This is a genomic window from Aliagarivorans taiwanensis DSM 22990 (assembly GCF_000429505.1).
Classification (GTDB): domain Bacteria; phylum Pseudomonadota; class Gammaproteobacteria; order Enterobacterales; family Celerinatantimonadaceae; genus Aliagarivorans; species Aliagarivorans taiwanensis.
This window is the reverse complement of sequence record NZ_AUBZ01000017.1, coordinates 67,019-84,744: the sequence shown is the minus strand read 5'-3', so window position 1 is coordinate 84,744 and position 17,726 is coordinate 67,019. Positions and strand designations below refer to the sequence as shown.

General features: G+C 54.1%; 14 protein-coding genes and 1 pseudogene. 5 read left to right on the top strand and 10 right to left on the bottom strand.

Features of this window, described 5'->3' with window-relative positions; all coding sequences use genetic code 11:
• Window positions 1-171: 171 nt before the first annotated feature.
• The 5 genes from hflK to G462_RS22330 form a co-directional block, all read right to left on the bottom strand.
• Complete coding sequence (gene hflK, locus G462_RS0109460) at window positions 172-1,074, bottom strand: protease modulator HflK (RefSeq protein ID WP_026958783.1); 903 nt, start codon at window positions 1,072-1,074, stop codon at window positions 172-174.
• Complete coding sequence (gene hflC, locus G462_RS0109455) at window positions 1,074-1,964, bottom strand: protease modulator HflC (protein WP_026958782.1); 891 nt, start codon at window positions 1,962-1,964, stop codon at window positions 1,074-1,076. Before hflC ends, hflK begins: the two co-directional genes overlap by 1 nt.
• A gap of 6 nt (window positions 1,965-1,970) precedes the next feature.
• Window positions 1,971-3,674, bottom strand: coding sequence for a cation efflux transmembrane domain-containing protein (locus tag G462_RS0109450; RefSeq protein ID WP_026958781.1), 1,704 nt, complete (start codon window positions 3,672-3,674; stop codon window positions 1,971-1,973).
• A gap of 188 nt (window positions 3,675-3,862) precedes the next feature.
• Window positions 3,863-4,072 (bottom strand): cysteine-rich CWC family protein, encoded by a 210-nt coding sequence (locus G462_RS24230; protein ID WP_026958780.1) that lies wholly within the window; start codon window positions 4,070-4,072, stop codon window positions 3,863-3,865.
• A gap of 21 nt (window positions 4,073-4,093) precedes the next feature.
• Complete coding sequence (locus tag G462_RS22330; RefSeq protein ID WP_035477382.1) at window positions 4,094-5,818, bottom strand: alpha-amylase family glycosyl hydrolase; 1,725 nt, start codon at window positions 5,816-5,818, stop codon at window positions 4,094-4,096.
• A gap of 742 nt (window positions 5,819-6,560) precedes the next feature.
• Between G462_RS22330 and galU the strand changes: the two genes are divergently transcribed.
• Window positions 6,561-7,388 (top strand): UTP--glucose-1-phosphate uridylyltransferase GalU, encoded by an 828-nt coding sequence (gene galU, locus G462_RS0109435; RefSeq protein WP_026958779.1) that lies wholly within the window; start codon window positions 6,561-6,563, stop codon window positions 7,386-7,388.
• Between the two features lie 116 nt (window positions 7,389-7,504).
• Here galU and G462_RS0109430 read toward each other — a convergent pair whose 3' ends face one another.
• From G462_RS0109430 to G462_RS22325, 4 genes are all read right to left on the bottom strand, one after another.
• Entirely contained in the window at window positions 7,505-11,227 is a 3,723-nt protein-coding gene (locus G462_RS0109430; RefSeq protein ID WP_026958778.1) for an AAA family ATPase, read from the bottom strand.
• Window positions 11,224-12,480 (bottom strand): exonuclease SbcCD subunit D C-terminal domain-containing protein, encoded by a 1,257-nt coding sequence (locus tag G462_RS0109425; RefSeq protein ID WP_026958777.1) that lies wholly within the window; start codon window positions 12,478-12,480, stop codon window positions 11,224-11,226. Before G462_RS0109425 ends, G462_RS0109430 begins: the two co-directional genes overlap by 4 nt.
• A gap of 180 nt (window positions 12,481-12,660) precedes the next feature.
• On the bottom strand, window positions 12,661-13,350 hold the full coding sequence (locus G462_RS0109420) for an SHOCT domain-containing protein (protein WP_026958776.1): 690 nt from the start codon (window positions 13,348-13,350) through the stop codon (window positions 12,661-12,663).
• 225 nt (window positions 13,351-13,575) lie between these two features.
• Window positions 13,576-13,851 (bottom strand): DUF4399 domain-containing protein, encoded by a 276-nt coding sequence (locus G462_RS22325; RefSeq protein WP_425393729.1) that lies wholly within the window; start codon window positions 13,849-13,851, stop codon window positions 13,576-13,578.
• A 333-nt stretch (window positions 13,852-14,184) separates the two neighbouring features.
• Here G462_RS22325 and G462_RS25095 point away from each other — a divergent pair.
• Window positions 14,185-14,571 (top strand): annotated as a pseudogene (locus G462_RS25095) (GNAT family N-acetyltransferase).
• A 501-nt stretch (window positions 14,572-15,072) separates the two neighbouring features.
• Window positions 15,073-15,486 (top strand): putative signal transducing protein, encoded by a 414-nt coding sequence (locus G462_RS0109405; protein ID WP_026958774.1) that lies wholly within the window; start codon window positions 15,073-15,075, stop codon window positions 15,484-15,486.
• Between the two features lie 105 nt (window positions 15,487-15,591).
• Here G462_RS0109405 and G462_RS0109400 read toward each other — a convergent pair whose 3' ends face one another.
• Complete coding sequence (locus G462_RS0109400) at window positions 15,592-16,575, bottom strand: ABC transporter substrate-binding protein (protein WP_026958773.1); 984 nt, start codon at window positions 16,573-16,575, stop codon at window positions 15,592-15,594.
• Window positions 16,576-16,920: 345 nt separating this feature from the next.
• On the opposite strand from G462_RS0109400, the gene G462_RS0109395 reads away from it, so the two are divergent.
• Together G462_RS0109395 and G462_RS0109390 are read left to right on the top strand one after the other, a co-directional pair.
• A complete protein-coding gene (locus G462_RS0109395; RefSeq protein WP_026958772.1) occupies window positions 16,921-17,271 on the top strand; it encodes a GFA family protein in 351 nt (116 codons plus the stop codon).
• Between the two features lie 9 nt (window positions 17,272-17,280).
• Complete coding sequence (locus G462_RS0109390) at window positions 17,281-17,523, top strand: DUF1289 domain-containing protein (RefSeq protein ID WP_084405001.1); 243 nt, start codon at window positions 17,281-17,283, stop codon at window positions 17,521-17,523.
• The last annotated feature ends 203 nt before the right edge of the window (window positions 17,524-17,726 follow it).

Genomic DNA, 17,726 nt, shown 5'->3' with positions numbered 1-17,726 from the left:
CAACCAATCTACACATTAAGCAAACATACGTTATTGATATTGATTGCCATTTCCCTTATCAACACGATTATTACCCTGTTGTATTTCAACATCAAGTTATTACTGATGATAAACATCGCGGGCACAAAAAAAGCCACCCTAAGGTGACTTTGAATACTGGTGAAATCGAAACTAATTAATCGGCACTACCTTTAAGCGACTGCTTGAAATAATCTGCTCGACGGCATCGATATATTCTCGCTGCAAGGTTTGCTCAGGCGCTTGCTGGTAGGCTGACAAACGTGCGCCAAAGCGCTCCACGTCGCCCTGCGCTTGTTGCAGGGTGTCGCTGGCATAGGCGTGAGCCTCTACTTCGATGCTGTTCACCTTACTGCGCGCTTCAACTAAGGCGGTCGTGCGGCGACTCTGTGCCTCCTCGATAATCTTACGCCGCTCAGCGGGGGCGTTTTGCACATTCTCAAAGGCGCGCTTGATCGAGCGTGGCGCCTCCATCCGCCGGATCAACACCGAGGTGAGATTGATGCCCAATGCTAACTCCTCGCTCTGCTGCTGCAGCCGTTGCCGCAGGTGTTGCTGGAACTGATTCCGCCCGGTGGTCAGCAGGCTCTCAAAGTCGTGGCCGCTTACATAGTAAAGCGCCTCGCTCACCGCTAATTGACGTAACAGCGCCTCAGCATCCACCGCAGAGCTCTGAAACGCACCTGGCCGCGGGATGTTGTACTGCAGCTCAAAGGCCAGATCCACCAAGTCTCCCTCCTTGGTGGTGAGCTCCGGCGGCATGTAACGCTGGCGCGCCTCCTTGGCATAATTCACGGTGATCGAGCGCAGCTCGGTAGCACGCAGCTTCTGCACCGACTCAAAGGGCCAAGGCAAGCGGTAATGCATCCCCGGCAGCACGTTATCGGCGGTGATCTTGCCAAAGCGGGTGACCACCGCGCGCTGTTCCACACCCACCGAGTAAAACCCGCTGAGCAGGTAGATAAGCGGCAACAATACAAAACACACGCCCAGCAAAATGCGGCGGCTCGCTCGAGCAGTATCGAGCAAGTCCTGCTTTAAGCTCACTTGGGCCATTATTGGGCCTCCACCAGTGGGGGATTAAGCAAGGCATCGAACAGCGGCGTATCGGTTGCGAGGATCAGCTGGGTCTGCTCATCGAAGATCTTGCCGTAGGCTTCCATCGAACGGGTGAACTGGTAGTACTGCTGATGGCTGGCAAAGGCCTCGTTATACAAACGCGCCGCTTCTGCTTCGCTCTCGCCGCGCATCAACTGGGCATCGCGGTAGGCCTTAGCGGTGAGCTCGCGCACTTCACGCTCGGTTTCCGCCAAGATTTTCGAGGCTGCCTCTTCACCTTCGGCCCGGTATTGCTTGGCCAAACGCTCCCACTCAGACTCCATCCGCTTATAGATTGCCTGTAGGTTCTGTACCGGAAAGCCAAAGCGGTTTGGTCGTACGGATAAGATCTCAATGCCTAACTCATCGGCCGCTTGTTTCGTGCTGCTCTCAGATACCTTGGCAAAAAGCTCAGCTACTGCATGCTCCTGCGCGTCTTCGCTGAAGATCCGGTTCACCTGCACACTGGCCACTGCTGCACCCACCTCGGCATTGGTCATTGCCTCGAGTCGCAGCTCGGCAATATCTTGGCTACGCACGCTGGTGAGATAGCGCATCGGATCGCTCACTCGCCATACCACATAGCTCTCCACCACCACATTGCGGCGGTCGCGGGTGCCGTACTCCATCGCAGGGAGTGACAACAGCTGTACCCGCTTGTCGACCCGCGTTGCCACCTGCACCGGCGCGGGTAGCTTAAAAGCAAGGCCGGCCTGCTCGATAACCCGGGTCGGCCGGCCAAACTGACTGATGATCACATAGTCAGTCTCAGCCACCGACACCAAACAGGTACTCAATAAATAACCCACCAGTGCCAGTGAGCCCAAAATCCAACGGTTAAATGTCATGTTCTACTACCTGGTAACAGAGGGAATAAAAGGAGAATCTGCGGAGTAAGCCGCCCAAGGCGCCCACACCCGAAAATCGTGCTGGTCGATGCGTGGGTCAACCAGCGTTAACTGGCGCTGGCTCAAGGCCAGCTCGGCGCTGCGCAGCTGCTGCTCGAATTGGAAGGCCTGGGGGTTTTGCTTATGCACCTCGGCCAGTTGGCTAAAGCGCAGTGCATCGCCTTCGGCGCGCAAGGTTCGCTCGACGGCCCGTGACTCCACCTGCGCCTGCTCAGCAATAATCCCGGCGCGCGCCATCGGCAAGGTGTTCAGCCGGGAGGCAATCGCTTGGTTGACGCTATCTTGGCTCTCTTGGTGGGCATTGAGGACGTCGCGATACACCTCCACTAGCGAGGCGGGAGGCTGAATCTTTTGCAGCTGCACGCCTACGATTTGGTTCTCAATACCCAAGCCATCCAGTTCACTGTGGATTGCCGCGGCGATGGCCTCGGAGAAGGCGCTATGGCTCTGTTCAAGGAGCTGCTCGTAGCTAACCTGCGCCGTCTGCTGCCATAAGGCGCCTTCCGCGATGCGCTGCACCAGCTCGCCGACGTTGTCATAGCGGTGATAGATGTCGCTGGCGTTAAGCAAGCGATACTGCAGCGCCAGCTCGAGAAAGATCAGATTCTCGTCACCTGTTTGCAGATAGTTGGTGTTGTCGCGATGCGCCCGGCTGCCAAATATCTCGAACCACAACCCGTCGCCATTGCTGCGGGTGTAACTCGAGCGCTCGCTACCCACGGTTAAGGAACGCACCTCTTGGTGGGAGACGCGGATCATCTGTCCCCACGGCCATGGCAGATGATAGTGCAACCCCGGCTCAATGCCGCTTCGTACCGTGCGGCCCAACTGCTGCTTGATACCTTGGTCGCCATAGGGAATCACTGTCAGGCCACTGGCGACATAGGCCAGCAATGCGAGCGCAGAAAGCTTGCCAATATGAGCCTTAAACCACCCAAACGTGTTGCAAAAAAGCCGGTGGCACATCCGCCCCAAGGCGACCTTGCGCAGCGCGTCCAGCGCCCATTCCCCCAACGACACCTTGTCAAACTCCTCACCTTTTACCAGGCTGCGGATCCCAGAGATGAGCAGTTCAAAACCGGAGAAGCCAATCAGCAAGGCGATCAGCACCGCCACAAACTCATCCAAGTCGATACCAATCATCATCCCCAGTAGCGACAGCAACACCGCAATCGAGGTAAACAAGTCCACCATGCTGTGGTAGCCATCGGCCTCCAGCGCCAGCGAGTCGGTCTGCTTGCCCACATGGGTTTTCAGGCGCGCCATAAAGTAGATGGCCAGAATGATCGCGCTTACCCCCAGCACACCCAGCCACAGATTATCGATAGCGTTGGCGCTCAAGCGGCCCGCTTCCATAATCACCTGATAAGGCAACAGCAAGATGGCGCTGGCCACCGCAATCACCGCCAGCGACTCAATCCGCTTAGCGCGTCGCAAGGCCTTGTCGCAGCCCTTTCGCTCTTGCCAAACCCGCAGCAGGACACAACCAAAGAACACCACCGATACCAGCAAGTCACTGCCCGAGTGGTAGGCATCGGCCATCAAGGCCGCACTACCGGTGAGCACGGCTAAACCGATGCGCAGCAGGGTTAAGCCTAAATCGGCAAAGATGGCGATGATAGAAGTTCGAATACGACGATCAATGTGCATGATTCATTCGATACAGGAAAAGGTGAGAGGATTTTCCCGAGGAAAAATGACAGTTATGGTGACTTTTTATTTCAAATAAATGACAGAAACGCCCTTTGTTAATAGGCAGTTAACAAGGTTGATAGCGGGTAAATAGCGTTTGCTGGTCGCGCTGCAATTTGCCAACAGCGCACAGACAACTTGGCAAATTATGCGTCCAACTCGAGCGACTTGATAAAGGCCTTGGAGTCTTGCTCAAAGGCCGTAACACAATTGGGGCAGATGCAGGCCACTCCGCGCTGCTCTTCTGGCAACAAGCTGAGGAGATCCAAGGGAATAGTACGCTGCATACACCAGCAAGCACCAGACTCGACCTGGCACTGATTGTCCTGTTTACACAAGGGGCAGCATTTACTCATGGTTCACCTCATTATCGTTAATCACTCATCGGCTACAGGGCTAGACGCCAACCACAGCACTTGGTAAGGGGCCAGTTCAAACTCTGCCAATTCAAGGGTACTTCCAGAGATAAGATCGACACAACTATTCAAGAAGCGCTCTGGGAGCTGGCTGGCATGTTCCAGTTTTTGTGGGAACTTACTGAGGTTAAACACGCACAGCACCCCGTGTTCACCCGGCTCATCGCCTGCTTGGTACTGCGGGGCGCCACGCTGCAGCACAAACAGCGCATCGCCGCAGTCATAGACCCGCTGCGGGCTATGTGGATGGAAGGCTGGCGTCGCCCGGCGCAGTTCAATCAACTTACAGTAGCGCGAGAACACTTGGTTCTGCCCGCTCAGCGGCTGCTCCAAGGCTTGCTCAAACTCTTCGAGCTGCCAGCGATGGCGGTTGATTGAGCGGGTACGGCCGGTCTCTTCCATCAACTTATGGTCGTTGGCGGTGGCGGTGAGGCTGTGGATATAGATCCCCGGCACACCCTGCATACTCAGCAAGATACATTGCGACACCAAAAAACGTTCCACCTGCCACTGATCGGAGCCAGTCCGGGTACCTTGTAGCGCATCGAACAGCGAGATATTCAGCTCATAGGGATTTTGGGTGCCATCGCCGTTGGACTTCATGCTGACAAAGCCACCGAACTCGTGCACCGAGTCCACCAAGTCGTCAATCTCGTGGCGGGGGATGATCTGCTCTACTGCCCTCACCCCAATACCATCGTGGGAGGCGACAAAGTTAAAGTAGTTACAGTTGGCGGGCAGCGCGCCTAAGTCCCGCGCCCAGGCGGTCAGATAGTGGCCATTACCACGGTTAAGCGCATGCAACAGCAGCGGTGGCAGCGCGAAGTTATACACCAGATGGGCTTCGTCGCCATCACCGAAGTAGGAGATATTCTCAAGGTGCGGCACGTTGGTTTCGGTAATCAACACCAGATTAGGGTCTATCTGGTCCATCACCCAGCGCAGCAACTTCACAATAGCGTGGGTCTTATGATGATGGATACAGTTGGTACCCAGCTCCTTCCAGACAAAGGCCACCGCATCCAAACGGATGTAGCGCGCCCCCTTCATGATGTAGAACAGGATGATATCAACGAACTTAAGCAGCACCTCGGGGTTGGCAAAGTTGAGGTCGATTTGATCCGAGCTAAAGGTCGCCCACACATGCTTGAGCCCTTGGCGGGTGTAGGCATCAACAATCAGCGGTGAGGTACGCGGGCGGGTTACCGCCGAGTAGTCCAAGCTGGGGTTAGCCTGAATAAAGTACTCGGCCCCTTCCCCACTGCCGTTCACAAAATCGTTAAACCACAGGCTTTGCCGCGAGCAATGGTTCATCACCAAATCGAACATCAGCTCAAAATCGTGGCCGATCGCCTGCACATCCTCCCAATCGCCCAAGTGGTAGTTGACCTGTTGATAGTCGATCACCGAGAAGCCATCGTCGGAGCTAAAGGGAAAGAATGGCAAAATATGCACCGCGCTGAAGGTGTCGCTTAGGTAGCGCTCTAAAAACAGCTTTAGGCTCTGTAGCGGCATTAAGGCGTCGCTGAGGATGCTGTCGCCATAGGTAATCAGTACCACGTCTTTCTCGCTGTAGCTCTCGCAGGGGCGGTGATGGGTACGGATATTCTCGATACGTTCAAGGATGTCGGCGGCAAGTGCGCTATCGCCATAGACTTGCGCTAACAGCGCCTCAAGTTGCTGCATAGTTGGCTCCCCTGCAATAAATCTGTTTAAGCGCGGGTGAATGTAAACAAGCCTCACCCGGGTTTATACCCGAACTACCTCAAGATGCAGGATTCAGAGGCGCTCAATGTCCATAAGGCGAGGCGAAAATACGAAGGAATGGTCACCCATTTCAAGTTTTTTCAACGAAGCAATATGGACATTGAGCGCCTCCCCAAGGGCGAGTTTTCCAGTCCCTCATACTGCTCCTTGATTTAGACCACTAGATCTGCGGAACAGTGCCTTGCCTGAGGGACAGGAAACTCTCGCTGAACAAGCATCTTGAGGTTGCTCGGGTATATAACCTTGTTAGTAATAGCTTTCCAATATCTATGCCAGCCATAGCCAAACCTTGGTTATCTGACTATTTCCATATTTTACAATCACTTATGAACATCAGCGCTCACAAGCAGAGCGTGATACCGCACCTCAGCAGCCCGATGGCACCATATCGGTGCATTACCTCTGGCTGATTTAGTTCTTGCCGCAAAATAGTGCAACGGGCGGTGCAGTTCACATTTTCATTGAAACCGGTAATTAGCAGAAAAACGGCGCTAGCTCAGTGGGTTAGACGACTAACTGACAAATCGGCACTGCTTTTGCTCTGCCTTTTCCCAACAGAAAGATTTGCTAATGAACGTTTAGAGACTGGTTAAAAAGAACGCAGGTACACACAACTGGTGTTCGCAGGATTCGCTTTAACTCACAAGGATGTCATATGACCATGATTCACAAATGTCTGTTCCCCGTTGCCGGTTACGGCACACGCTTTCTCCCGGCGACCAAGTCAATGCCCAAGGAGATGCTGCCCATCGTGAACAAGCCTCTGGTGCAATATGGGGTGGAAGAAGCGGTAGCCGCTGGCATGAAGGATATGGCCTTTATTACCGGCCGTGGTAAACGCGCCATCGCCGATCACTTCGATATTAGCTACGAGCTAGAGAAAGAGATTGCCGGCAGCAGCAAGGAAGCCTACCTGACCGACATCCGCAAACTGATCGACAGCATCAACTGCACCTTCACCCGCCAGAAGAAGATGATGGGCCTCGGCCACGCCATCTTGTGTGGCGAAACCCTGATTGGCCAAGAGGCCTTTGGTGTCGTACTGGCCGATGACTTGTGTTTTGGCGAAGGCGATGAAGTACTGGCGCAGATGACCAAGCTGTATGAACAGTTCCGCTGCTCGATTGTTGCGGTGATGGAAGTACCCAAAGAAGAAGCCCACAAGTACGGGGTCATCGAAGGCGAAGCGCTACGCGATGACCTGTTCCGGGTCACCTCGATGGTGGAGAAACCGGCGCCGGGTGAAGAGCCATCTAATCTGGCGGTAATTGGCCGTTACATCCTCACCCCGGATATCTTTAGCATCTTGCGCGAGACCCCTCCGGGTAAAAACGGCGAGATCCAACTGACTGATGCGCTATTACAGCAAGCCCAACATGGCTGCGTAATGGCCTACAAATTCAAAGGGAAGCGTTTCGACTGCGGTAGCGTAGAAGGCTTTGTCGAGGCGACCAACTACTGTTTCGAGAACATTTACGCCAAGAAGTAAGGCGTAACTGTCATCGGAAATGCAAGACGCAATTGTAATACCTTAATAGTCATTCCTTTTCTTTTCGGGCCAGCGTTTGCTGGCCCCTTTTTTAGCTGTTCTCAAGCGGTTTTTGGCTAGCTCAGCTCCACCTCCAAATCACTGCGCCCAGCGCCTTGCGGCCGCAAGCGGATCTTAGCGGCAATCCGCTCCACCAATGCTTGCACGTGGGAGATCAGCGTCACCTGTCGGCCACTGGCCTGCAGGCTATCCAAGCATGCCAAGGCCACATCCAGACTTTCGGGGTCGAGCGAGCCAAAACCCTCATCGATAAACAGCGACTGGATCTTCAAGTTGCTGGCACTCAAGCCCGATAAGGCCAGGGCCAAAGCCAGCGATACCAGGAAGGTCTCACCGCCACTGATGCTGGATATGGAGCGCACTTCATCGCCCATATCGCGGTCAATCACCTGCAAGGCCAGTTGCGACTCTGGCACCCGTTGCAGCAAGTAGCGCGGTGCAATCTGCTTAAGCTGGCTGTTGGCCTCGGCCAGCAGGTTCTCCAAGGTGAGCTGCTGGGCGAAGGTGCGGAACTTGGCGCCGGAGGCTGAGCCTATCAGCTCATTGAGTTGCCCCCATACCTCATGCTCATCTCGGGCCGCCTGCAGCTTAGCACTCAGCTCGCTGGCCTGTTGCTGGGCCAGTTGGTCGCGCTCCAGCTGACTACGCAGCTGGTAAATCTGCTCCTCCAAGGCTTGCTTGTGCTCGCCAAACTGGCCGCTGTGCGCCAAGCCAAAGGCCTTAGCCTGCGCTTCCAACTCGGCCAGTTGTTGCTCGGCCTGCGCCAAGCCTTGGCGATGTTGCTCACTCAAGGTAGCCTGCTGCGATGCCAGCTCGGTAACCCGCTGCTTGAACTGTTGCACTTGCTGTTGCCAGGCTTGCAACTCCTGCGGGCTATGACTGAGCAGCGCCTGCGCCTCATCGACTCCCACCGCCATCTCGGCGCAGTGTTTGGCGAAGTCATCTTGCAGCTGAGCGAGCTGTAGCTGGGCTTGCTCACTCTCGACCTGCACATGCTGTAGCTCGCTCTCCACCGAGGTTTGCTGCTTGGCCAAGTGCTGGGCTTGGTTGTCTAGCTGCTGCTTTTGCTCTGCCAATTGCTGGCCGCGCTGCTGTTGGGCTTGCTTCCACTGGGCAACCGGCAGGCCATCAAGCAGCTGCTCGCGGGCGGTGGTGTCTTGCTGGTAGCTTTGTTCTAACTGTTCAAGCTGCTCGCTGCGTTGCTGGACATGTTGCTGCTCGCTTTCCAGCTCTACCTGCACCTTCTGCTGGGCTAAACGCTGCTGTACCAGCTGTTCCGCAGCCGCATCTAAGTGCTGTTGGGCCGAGCGGTATTCGTTTTCAAGCAAGCGCGCCTGCTCGATGCAATGCCCCACCCCGCCTTGGGCCAGCCACTGCTGCCAGCTGTGTGGCGCCAGTGCACTGTCGAGTTGCTCACTTTGCTGGGCCAGTTGCTTATCGCTTTGCTGCAGGCGGCTATCTAACTCATCCAGTTGCTGACTGAGCTGTTCCATCGCCTGCTTGGCCAGCTGCTTGCCTTGTTCAATATCGGCCTGCATCGCCGAGAGCTGGCTCAACTGGTGCTGCAGTTGATGCTGCTGTTGCTGGCGCTGCTGGAGTTGCACGATCTGCTGATAGCGTTGCAGCTGCTCGTTGCTGAGCTGCTGCAGTTGCTCGGCCTGCTGCTGGTAATCACTGAGCGCCTGCTCGGCATCTTCTGCCAAGACTAAGGGCTGCGCCTGAGCCCACTGCTGCAGTTGAGCGATCACCGCGCCAAGCTGCTGCTGTTGCTGGGCAAGCTGCTGGGCCTGCTGCGCTAGATATTGCTGGCTTTGCTGCAGTTCGCCAAATTCAGCCAGTTTACGATGCTGTTCGCGGCGCAGCTGCTCGCCACGCTGAGTAAGCTGCTGCAAAATATCCTGCACCGCTGGCTGCTGCGCCGCATAAGGGTGGTGCTCGCTGCCGCACAGTGGGCAGGCTTCACCATCGACCAGCTCGCGACGATACTGGCTGAGATCGAGCACCGAGCGGGCATTGCTGTAGGCTAGCTCGGCCTCCTTTAGTTGGGTGTTTAGCTGCTCCAGCGCATCGTGACAGACGGTAAGTTGCTGCTGGGCCTGCAGCTCCGCTTGTGCCAAGCCTCGCTGCTGCTCGCTACACTGTTGGCGCTGCTCCAAACACTGGGCCCATTGCTGCTTGACCGACAAGCTGTCGTTAAGTTGCTGGCGCTGCTGCTCGACGCGTTGGTAGTGCTGCTGTAACTGCTCCAGCTCTTGCTCATCAACCGCTTGTAACTGCGGCTTAAGTTCGGCCAACTTCTGCGCCACATCCACCTCAGCACGCTGGGCATGATTAAGCTCCCCTTGTCGTTGGCGCTGGGCCTGCTCACTGAGCTGACGCTTGCTGTGTAGCTGGTCGCGTTGTTCAAGCTGCTCAATCGCGCTGATAATCAACTGCTCCAACTGACCGGGCTGTTGGGCTAGCACCGCTAAGCCCTGATGCTGGGCCTGCCAGCTTTCGATCTGCTGCTGGTGCTGTTCTAGCTTAGTGATCTCATGCAGATGCTGCTCGCTGCGAACCTGTAACTGCTGCAAGCCATGCAGCCGCTGCTGATGTTGTAGCTTTAGTTCGCTCAACTGCTTGTGCCGTTCACGAATGCTTGCCTCAAGACTCAGCGCCTGTTCGATAAGCGGCTCTTGCTGCTGTTGCTGTTGTTGCCAGCTCTCTAAGTCCTTGGCCTGCTCGCTTTGCTGCGCCTGCAACTGCTGGGCTTGCACGCTGAGCTGCTGGTGTTGCTCGGCCAGCTCGGCTTGGCGCTGCTGATAGCGCGTTAGTGCTTGCTGGCGTTCGTTGCGCTGCTCGGCATTACCACGCAGTGGCGCAAGCTGCTGCAGGCGCGCAAGCTTTTGCTCCAAGGCGAGGTTATCGGCTTGCTGCTGTTGCAGTTGTTGCTGCTGGACGCTGTTCTGATTCAGTGCGTTTTGCAGGTCATCGAGTTGCTGCAAACCACGGTTGTAAGCCTGCTGCTGAGAGAGCGCCAGCTCGAGCTTTTGCATCTGCGCTTGTAACGCGCTTTGCTGCTCCTCCAGCTCTGCCCGCTGCTGCTCATCGAGCAGTTCGGTGCCGCCGAGCTGACGTTCCAGATCCTGACAGGCCTGCAACTTGCCCTTGGCGTTCTCGTAGACCTGTTGGGAGATTTGGCTGTACAGCTCGGTGCCGGTCATGCGCTCTAACAGTGCCGAGCGCTGTTCTTCCGGGGCTTTTAAAAACGCGGAGAACTCGCCCTGCGGCAATACCACTGCCCGACGAAACTGCTCGTAATCGAGGCCGACCAAGGCGTCGACCTGTTCTTGAAACTCACGCTTGGTGGCAGAGCTGACTTGGTTGGAGCTCAGGTCCTCCAGCTCGCGGGTTGATTGCTGCCAGCGACCGGTGACCTGGTTGCGCGCTCGCCGCGCCGACCAGCGCACCCGGTAGCTTTTGCCATCGACACCGACAAAATCCACTTCCGCCAAGCCACCGCTTTTGCCACGGCTGATTAGGTGGCGTACATCGTTGGCTTTGAGCTTTTGCGCTTCACTCTCGCTGCCCACCTCCACGCTGCGCTCGCGCCCGCTAAAGCGCGGCACTTGTTCAAACAGGGCCAAGCACATGGTGTCGAGCAAGCTACTCTTACCCGCCCCGGTCTTACCGGTGATGGCGATCAAGCCCTGATTCTTAAGCGGGCTTTGCTCGAATTCCACCGCAAAGGGTTGGGCTAAACTGGCGATATTCTCGCCACGGATTGCCAGGATCTTCATCGCTCGCCCTCCGCATACACCTGCTCCATCACTTCACTAAAAGCGCGGCTAAGCGCCTCGGAGGGCTTGCCCTCAAAGCGCTGCTGATGGCAAAGCTCAAATACCTGCTCGGGTTTTAGGTTACTCAACTGCTCTCCTGCTTTGGCAAAGTGTTGCTCAGCCTCTTTCTCAGGATAAGAGATGCTGATCTTGGCAAGCCTCAGCCCCTTGTCATCGATGGCGGCCAACACTTTTTCGCGCAGCTGGGTTTGTGGTTGGTCGAGCTTAACCCGTACCTCTAGGAAGGGGCGCTGCTCGAAGGGTGCATCGAGGGTCGGTAGCGCATTAAGCTCAGCCAATACTTGCTCCAACCCAGCGGGCTTTTCTGGCACCACCAGCATCTGGCACAGCTTGGGCGTTTCCAGGCTCTCGACCTCGAACTCGCCTTCGCGCCAGCTCAACAGCTTGAGTTGATGGCGATAGCGGCGCTCACTCATCGATAAGGCCAAGGGCGAACCGCTGTAGTGCACCTCGCCTAGCTCGCCTTCACGTACTTTAATTTGTTGGGCCAAGTGCAGATGCCCCAGCGCCACATAGTCACTGCGCTCAGGGAAGATGGTCAGTGGCAGCGCATGCTGGCCACCGATCTGCACATGCCGCTCACTGAGCTCGGATATCTGCCCACCGGTAACATGGCCATGGCCCATGCTGACCAGACAATGCTCGGGTTGCAGTAGCGATTGCGCCAGCTCGCCCAGCCCTTGGTAGACCTCGTTAATCGCACTTTGCCAGCGCAGCTGGGAGTCGGCAATCTCACCATCTAAACGCAGATCGCTGCTACGTAAAAATGGCACCGCCAGAACCCAGCCCTTCAGCTGGCCATCGCGCTTTTTCAGCGGTAGCAACAAGCGGTTCAACTCCGGATGACCTTCATCGTTATACGGCACCGAGCCAACAAAATGCAGGTCGAAATGGGTAAGCAGATGCTGCGGCGCATTCAGCTTGCTGGGAGAGTCGTGGTTTCCGGCAGCCACCACCACCTGACAACCGGGGCTTTGCTTAGCCAACTGGCCCAAGAAGCCATATAGCTGCTGCCAGCTGGTCGCCGAGGGGTTAGCGGTGTCGAAGATATCGCCACTAATGAGCAGCGCATCCACCTGATGCTGCTCAATCTGCTCTAACAGCCAATCGAGGAAATACTGATGCTCTGCATAGCGGCTGTAACCATGCAGTTGGTGGCCTAAATGCCAATCTGCTGTGTGAAGGATTTTCATGAACTTACTACAGATACTCGCGAAGATGCAGGCTAGTGTACGCGCTTAATCAACGGTATCAAAGTATCAGATTAATCACTATCGATAGCACTAATTCACCCGTTAAAAATGCCGGGGATTAGTGGTGTGCCCACTATCAGCGAACACACTCAGGTTTGGATATGAGAGATTGAGCAGCTGCTAGATTTTATTGCTGGGGTTGCTAAGTAGCTTTGATTTTATCTCGTCAAACTCAACGGTGTTAATGATGCCCTCTTCAAGCATGTTCTTAGCCTTTTCTATCTCAGCGAGTATGGAACTACCACTGGCTCCTCCTGCTTGCGCGGGGCTCGCTGCTTGATTGATAAAGGTACCACCTGATTCTGCCCGCGTTTCTTCCAACTTCCGAACTCGGTTACGCTCCTCCCAGGCATGAACTTCGCGTTGCAAGGTGGAATACATGGCAGAGGCGATATCGCAAAAGGTACGCAAGCTAATCTCATCATAGCCATCAAAGTTGACATGCAATACAGAACCGGACATCGCGGGCAGGGAGCTTTGTGAAAGTTCAACACTCTCTACGTTCTTGATCTGCGTCTCGCGCATTGAGAAGCCTCCCAACAACCCGCGAGAAAGCTCGAGCACACGGCTGTTAGTAACGGCGAGTACAGTTCGGCGCGAATACAGTGCCGATACACGCCTAGCAATGGCAACATGCACTAAGGTCTCTCCTTCAATTAGACTGGAGTTCACCTTATCCATAGCTTTTTGTGTGCGCGAGTTTTGGGTTGCCATACAGATTATTTGCACAATAACCAGAGGAAATAGTGGGGTGAAGAGTAATACAAAACTCACTAGAACAAAGAAAGTCCATTTAAACAACATTAACATCAGTACGAAGTTCCATAAGGTAAAACAATTTCAGGATTTTCTAATACTTAGCGACGACTGTATAGCCGCCGGTCACCATAGTGAGGGGTCGCTACATAGATGGACATATCTTAATCAGCGGGACTCTGGCATTAAGAGTTAACGCTATTGCCTTATCAACGCAGGGAAGCAAATGCGCCTGCAATCAAGCGCAGAGATATGACAGCAGACACGAGTGAGCAATAGCTATTCAACCGTTATAGTAATCACCTCCGACACCACAGCCTTATCGTGCGGGCGGTGCAAGAAATCGCCCAACACCAACTGCAAGGTGTGTTCGCCAGGCGCTAGCTCAATCGTGGTTTCAGTCTGTCCACCACCAAAGTGCAGGTGGTTGGCATCAGCCGGGATTGGTGCTCCGGCAGCGGGCGTGGGCGCATCCACAATCAAATGGTGATGCCCAGTGTTACTAGCTTCAATACCAGCCGGTGCCACCCCCATCCCCTTTAGACCGAAGATCACTTTAATAGGGCTAGTTACCGTTATTGCTGGCAAGCATGAGTAAGCTTTAACTGCGAGCGTTCATAAGCAACACCACCACAAAAACGCATGGTAGCAACTTGGTAGTAAGGCTACCCGCTAGACTCACTAGCTTTAGTTATACCCTTCCTTCGCGGCTACTTTAGCAGCTCCAATCTCAATACGGATGCGATGCAGTTGTTCGAAACTAAAAGACTATCGATAAGGCCCCTGTCTCATCAAGACCTCTCAGCCCTCACCGCTATCTTAAGCTATCCCGAGGTAATGAAATATTCAGCTCGCGGAGTATGCGATGAGGCTGCTACCTAAGCGTTTATCGATTGGTGTTTAACATGCTACTCGTCGCATGGTGTCGGCCCTTGGGCATTGGTTGAGAAAGAGACTGGAGAGCTTATTGGCTTCTGTGGTGTGGGGCCTGAGCTGATTGCGGGTGTAGAGGAGATCAACCTTGGTTATAGGCTAGCGCAGAAGTTCTGGAATCGAGGTTTGGCGACAGAGGCTGTACATTGAGTTCTTGAGTATGCGTTTCGCCACAAGGGCTGTGAATCGATTGTGGCAATTATCGAGCCTGAGCATATCGCTTCTGTCAGGGTGTCGGAGAAAACCGGATTTGCACACTACACGATGCTGGAGTTTCACAATCGGCCAGTGCGTGTATACCGGATGAGTGGCCAAGAGTGGAGAATGGCTAGCTCCAGATGATTTAACTAGGCTTTTGCACTTTAGATATCCAGAATAAATCATTACAAAACAAGGAACTATAAAGCTGCTATGCTAGCGGCGTAAGGTAGTGTCAAAAGGAAAAAATCGTGGGAATGGTCATTGGCTTCACCCTATTTATAGTAGCCACAGTTTCGCTGATAGTGAGTATCTTGGGTTTGGTAGCGAGTGCTAAAAAGGCAAAGCAACGAGGCGTATTCGATAAGTTCGAACTCCACACCGCTATTTGCACCTTCCCCGTATGGCTGGTTGTTTTCTACTTTCCGGCAGGAGATTCCTCAGCGCCGAACCACTTAGATAGTCTTCTTATCGTGTGGTCAGTTAAGACCGCATGTATGATTTTGGCGCCGGCCTTAGTTGCAAGATTGGTGCTATCTGTTAGGTCGTGTATTGGTAGGCCAAGTCACATAGAACAGTGATGGTTAATGTATTGGCTTACTTACGTCTTACCAACACGATGTTACCTACCTCAAGGAGAGTTGTATGAGTCAGTTAGTCGTTGTTGCAAGGTTCTCATTCCCCCATGAGGCGCATATCGCAAGAAGCATGCTGGAAAGCGAAGGCGTTCCAGCCTTTGTGGCGGATGAGCATACCGTGAATATGCAGTGGCTGTACTCCAACGCTATTGGAGGTGTGCGCCTGCTTGCGCCAACTGAACATGCCAAGCGCGCTATCGAACTGTTGCAGCAGGACCATTCTGACGCGCTGTGCGAGGTACTGGCCGAAGAGTATCCCGACACCGCAGAGGTTTGCCCCGACTGCGGCGCCATCGAAATCGAGCCCTATACCCAGGGGAAGAAAGCCGCATTTGTGGTTTTCCTGTTACTGGGCTTTCCTTTGTTCTTCTACAAACATGGCTTGCGCTGTAGACGCTGCGGGTGTTTTTGGCGTAGCTAGCCGCTTTACAAGGTCAAGCGACTAGTGCTTAGGCAAACGGTCATTACGGAACCGAGTAATATCATGGTCCCCGCCCGTAACGAACACCACTCAGCTTCCCCTTCCCTACAGCGCTGCTTCGACTTTTCGCGCACGCTCTTCACTAAGCCAAGGCTTCCAGATGTGCGAATATTGCTCAAGAAAGTGGTACATCGTCTCTTCGGTATCCGCCTGCTCGGCGTCTTTCCAGGCTAATAGCTTGTTCATATCCCCATTGCCAATACCCCGGATGTTTAGATACTCCATCAACTTGGGATAGCGCTGGTCAAAATTGGCGGTTACCACCGTCCGTACAGGAGATGCGGGGAAAGGCGACACTTTTGGCAGCTCACAGTCGTCTTGGATGATACAGCCGTACCAATGCTGTTCATCGAACTCGTGCTGAAAGTCGACCTTTACCATATCGTACTTGCCCAAGATTGCCGTGGGCGCCCAGTAATAACCCAGCCAGGGTTCTTGTCGCTCATAGGCTTTGACGATAGAGCCAGACAGGCCCGCACTCGAGCCGGGATCGACCAATTCAAAGCCCCGAGCCTCGAGATCAAAGGCTTTAAACAAATTACCCACGATGATCTGACACTTCCAGCCCGAGGGGCATCCATAGACGGCGCTCTTTCGGTCATCCTCGGGATGGGTAAACAGCTCGGCATGCTTGATTACCCCTTCCATAGTGGCCAGTTCGGGATTGGCCTCAACCAAGTATGAAGGTACCCAAAGCCCTTCCTCACCGCCATCGGACAAGGAGTTGCCAGCAATCACCAATACGCCGTTCTCAACATTGGTCTCAATAAGATCGGCGATGGAGTTAGTCCAAAGCTCGGGGGCGATATCGGGTTTTCCTTTTTGCACCATGGCGGCGGTTGTGGGCATGGTGTCGCCGGGAACTAACTCCGCATCGCAGCCATAGCCATGTTCCAAGATAAAGCGGTCGATATTGGCGAAAATGCTGCCCGAGGCGTAGGTCATATCGGCGATGGTTATCGGGCCGCAATCGCTGGCTTTGGCACCAAAACAAATAAGTAACGATAAGAGTAGATAGTTGAGTTTCACGGCACATCCTTATCCGCAGAAGGTTAATTAAAGCAATTACTATACATATCCAATAGTTAGACCTCAAACCATTTGAGATCTATTGATTTGATGTGTAACGACTTTCATTGATTGTGAGTGATCGTCTTGCTCGCCACGCATCACGCTACTGTTCACGCCCTGCATATGGTCCTACTCTTGTGTTCGTCAAAGCATACCCCGAGCCACTATCACAACAACTTCGTACATCCTATACGGCCCAAATGGTGTAACATTAATCACCTTGATTTTGAGCGCATTAGCGGCAGGCAGCCTACTCTACAACGCCTTGCTCTAGCACCAATGTCTTTGCACAGGGATTGAATCATGAAGCATAAAGGAAGCTGTCACTGCGGGGCGGTGACATTCGAGTTTGAAGGACCAGAGATCACCACAGGCTTAACGTGCAACTGCTCTATCTGTCGCAGAAAAGGCGCGACCATGACGGAGTTTGTGATTTCGCAAAGCGATCTCACGATCACGGCCATTGAAGGTGCGCTGTCGACCTATGCGTTTGCCAGCAATGTCGCCAAGCATCACTTTTGCAATCGCTGCGGTATCTACCCGTTCCACCAGACCTTGCGCAAACCCGGCTACTACCGAGCAAACCTTGGCTGCCTTGAGGGTGTTGATGTCACCAAGCTGCCAATCAGTGTGTTCGACGGCGCATCGCTGTAGCATCGCACCATGGATAGTCGTGACCGCCAGCCGGCGAACGCTAAACAGCTCCCCCAGATACGCATCGATAAGCAGGCAAGCGCCGTCGAGTCCCCCTGTGTTCGGAACTGCTGCCTCAACGAGCAGGACATATGCTTGGGCTGCTATCGCCATATCGATGAGATCGTAAGATGGTCGGCTGCGTCTGATCAGGAAAAGCTGGCCATTTTGGCTAAATGTGAGCAGCACAGCAAACCGTTCGAAGCAACTTGAGCTTGAGCGCTAATAGTACGGCGCAGAATAATATCTTTGTTGGGCTCGCCTGTAGCCCCCCAAACATGCCCAAAAAAGCCGCATTCTACGTTCTTAATAACGCGTCTATACCCCTAATTTATTTAGGGTTTCAGACTCAAATGACATAGTCTCTATAACCTATAAATCATATAAGGTGATAATTTATAACCAAATGCTATAAT

Excerpts from the sequence above, each read along its gene's own strand:
- hflK (WP_026958783.1), bottom strand. The coding sequence starts at position 1,074 with ATGGCCCAAGTGAGCTTAAAGCAGGACTTGCTCGATACTGCTCGAGCG.
- hflC (WP_026958782.1), bottom strand. The coding sequence starts at position 1,964 with ATGACATTTAACCGTTGGATTTTGGGCTCACTGGCACTGGTGGGTTAT.
- G462_RS0109450 (WP_026958781.1), bottom strand. The coding sequence starts at position 3,674 with ATGCACATTGATCGTCGTATTCGAACTTCTATCATCGCCATCTTTGCC.
- G462_RS24230 (WP_026958780.1), bottom strand. The coding sequence starts at position 4,072 with ATGAGTAAATGCTGCCCCTTGTGTAAACAGGACAATCAGTGCCAGGTC.
- G462_RS22330 (WP_035477382.1), bottom strand. The coding sequence starts at position 5,818 with ATGCAGCAACTTGAGGCGCTGTTAGCGCAAGTCTATGGCGATAGCGCA.
- galU (WP_026958779.1), top strand. The coding sequence starts at position 6,561 with ATGATTCACAAATGTCTGTTCCCCGTTGCCGGTTACGGCACACGCTTT.
- G462_RS0109430 (WP_026958778.1), bottom strand. The coding sequence starts at position 11,227 with ATGAAGATCCTGGCAATCCGTGGCGAGAATATCGCCAGTTTAGCCCAA.
- G462_RS0109425 (WP_026958777.1), bottom strand. The coding sequence starts at position 12,480 with ATGAAAATCCTTCACACAGCAGATTGGCATTTAGGCCACCAACTGCAT.
- G462_RS0109420 (WP_026958776.1), bottom strand. The coding sequence starts at position 13,350 with ATGTTAATGTTGTTTAAATGGACTTTCTTTGTTCTAGTGAGTTTTGTA.
- G462_RS0109405 (WP_026958774.1), top strand. The coding sequence starts at position 15,073 with ATGAGTCAGTTAGTCGTTGTTGCAAGGTTCTCATTCCCCCATGAGGCG.
- G462_RS0109395 (WP_026958772.1), top strand. The coding sequence starts at position 16,921 with ATGAAGCATAAAGGAAGCTGTCACTGCGGGGCGGTGACATTCGAGTTT.
- G462_RS0109390 (WP_084405001.1), top strand. The coding sequence starts at position 17,281 with ATGGATAGTCGTGACCGCCAGCCGGCGAACGCTAAACAGCTCCCCCAG.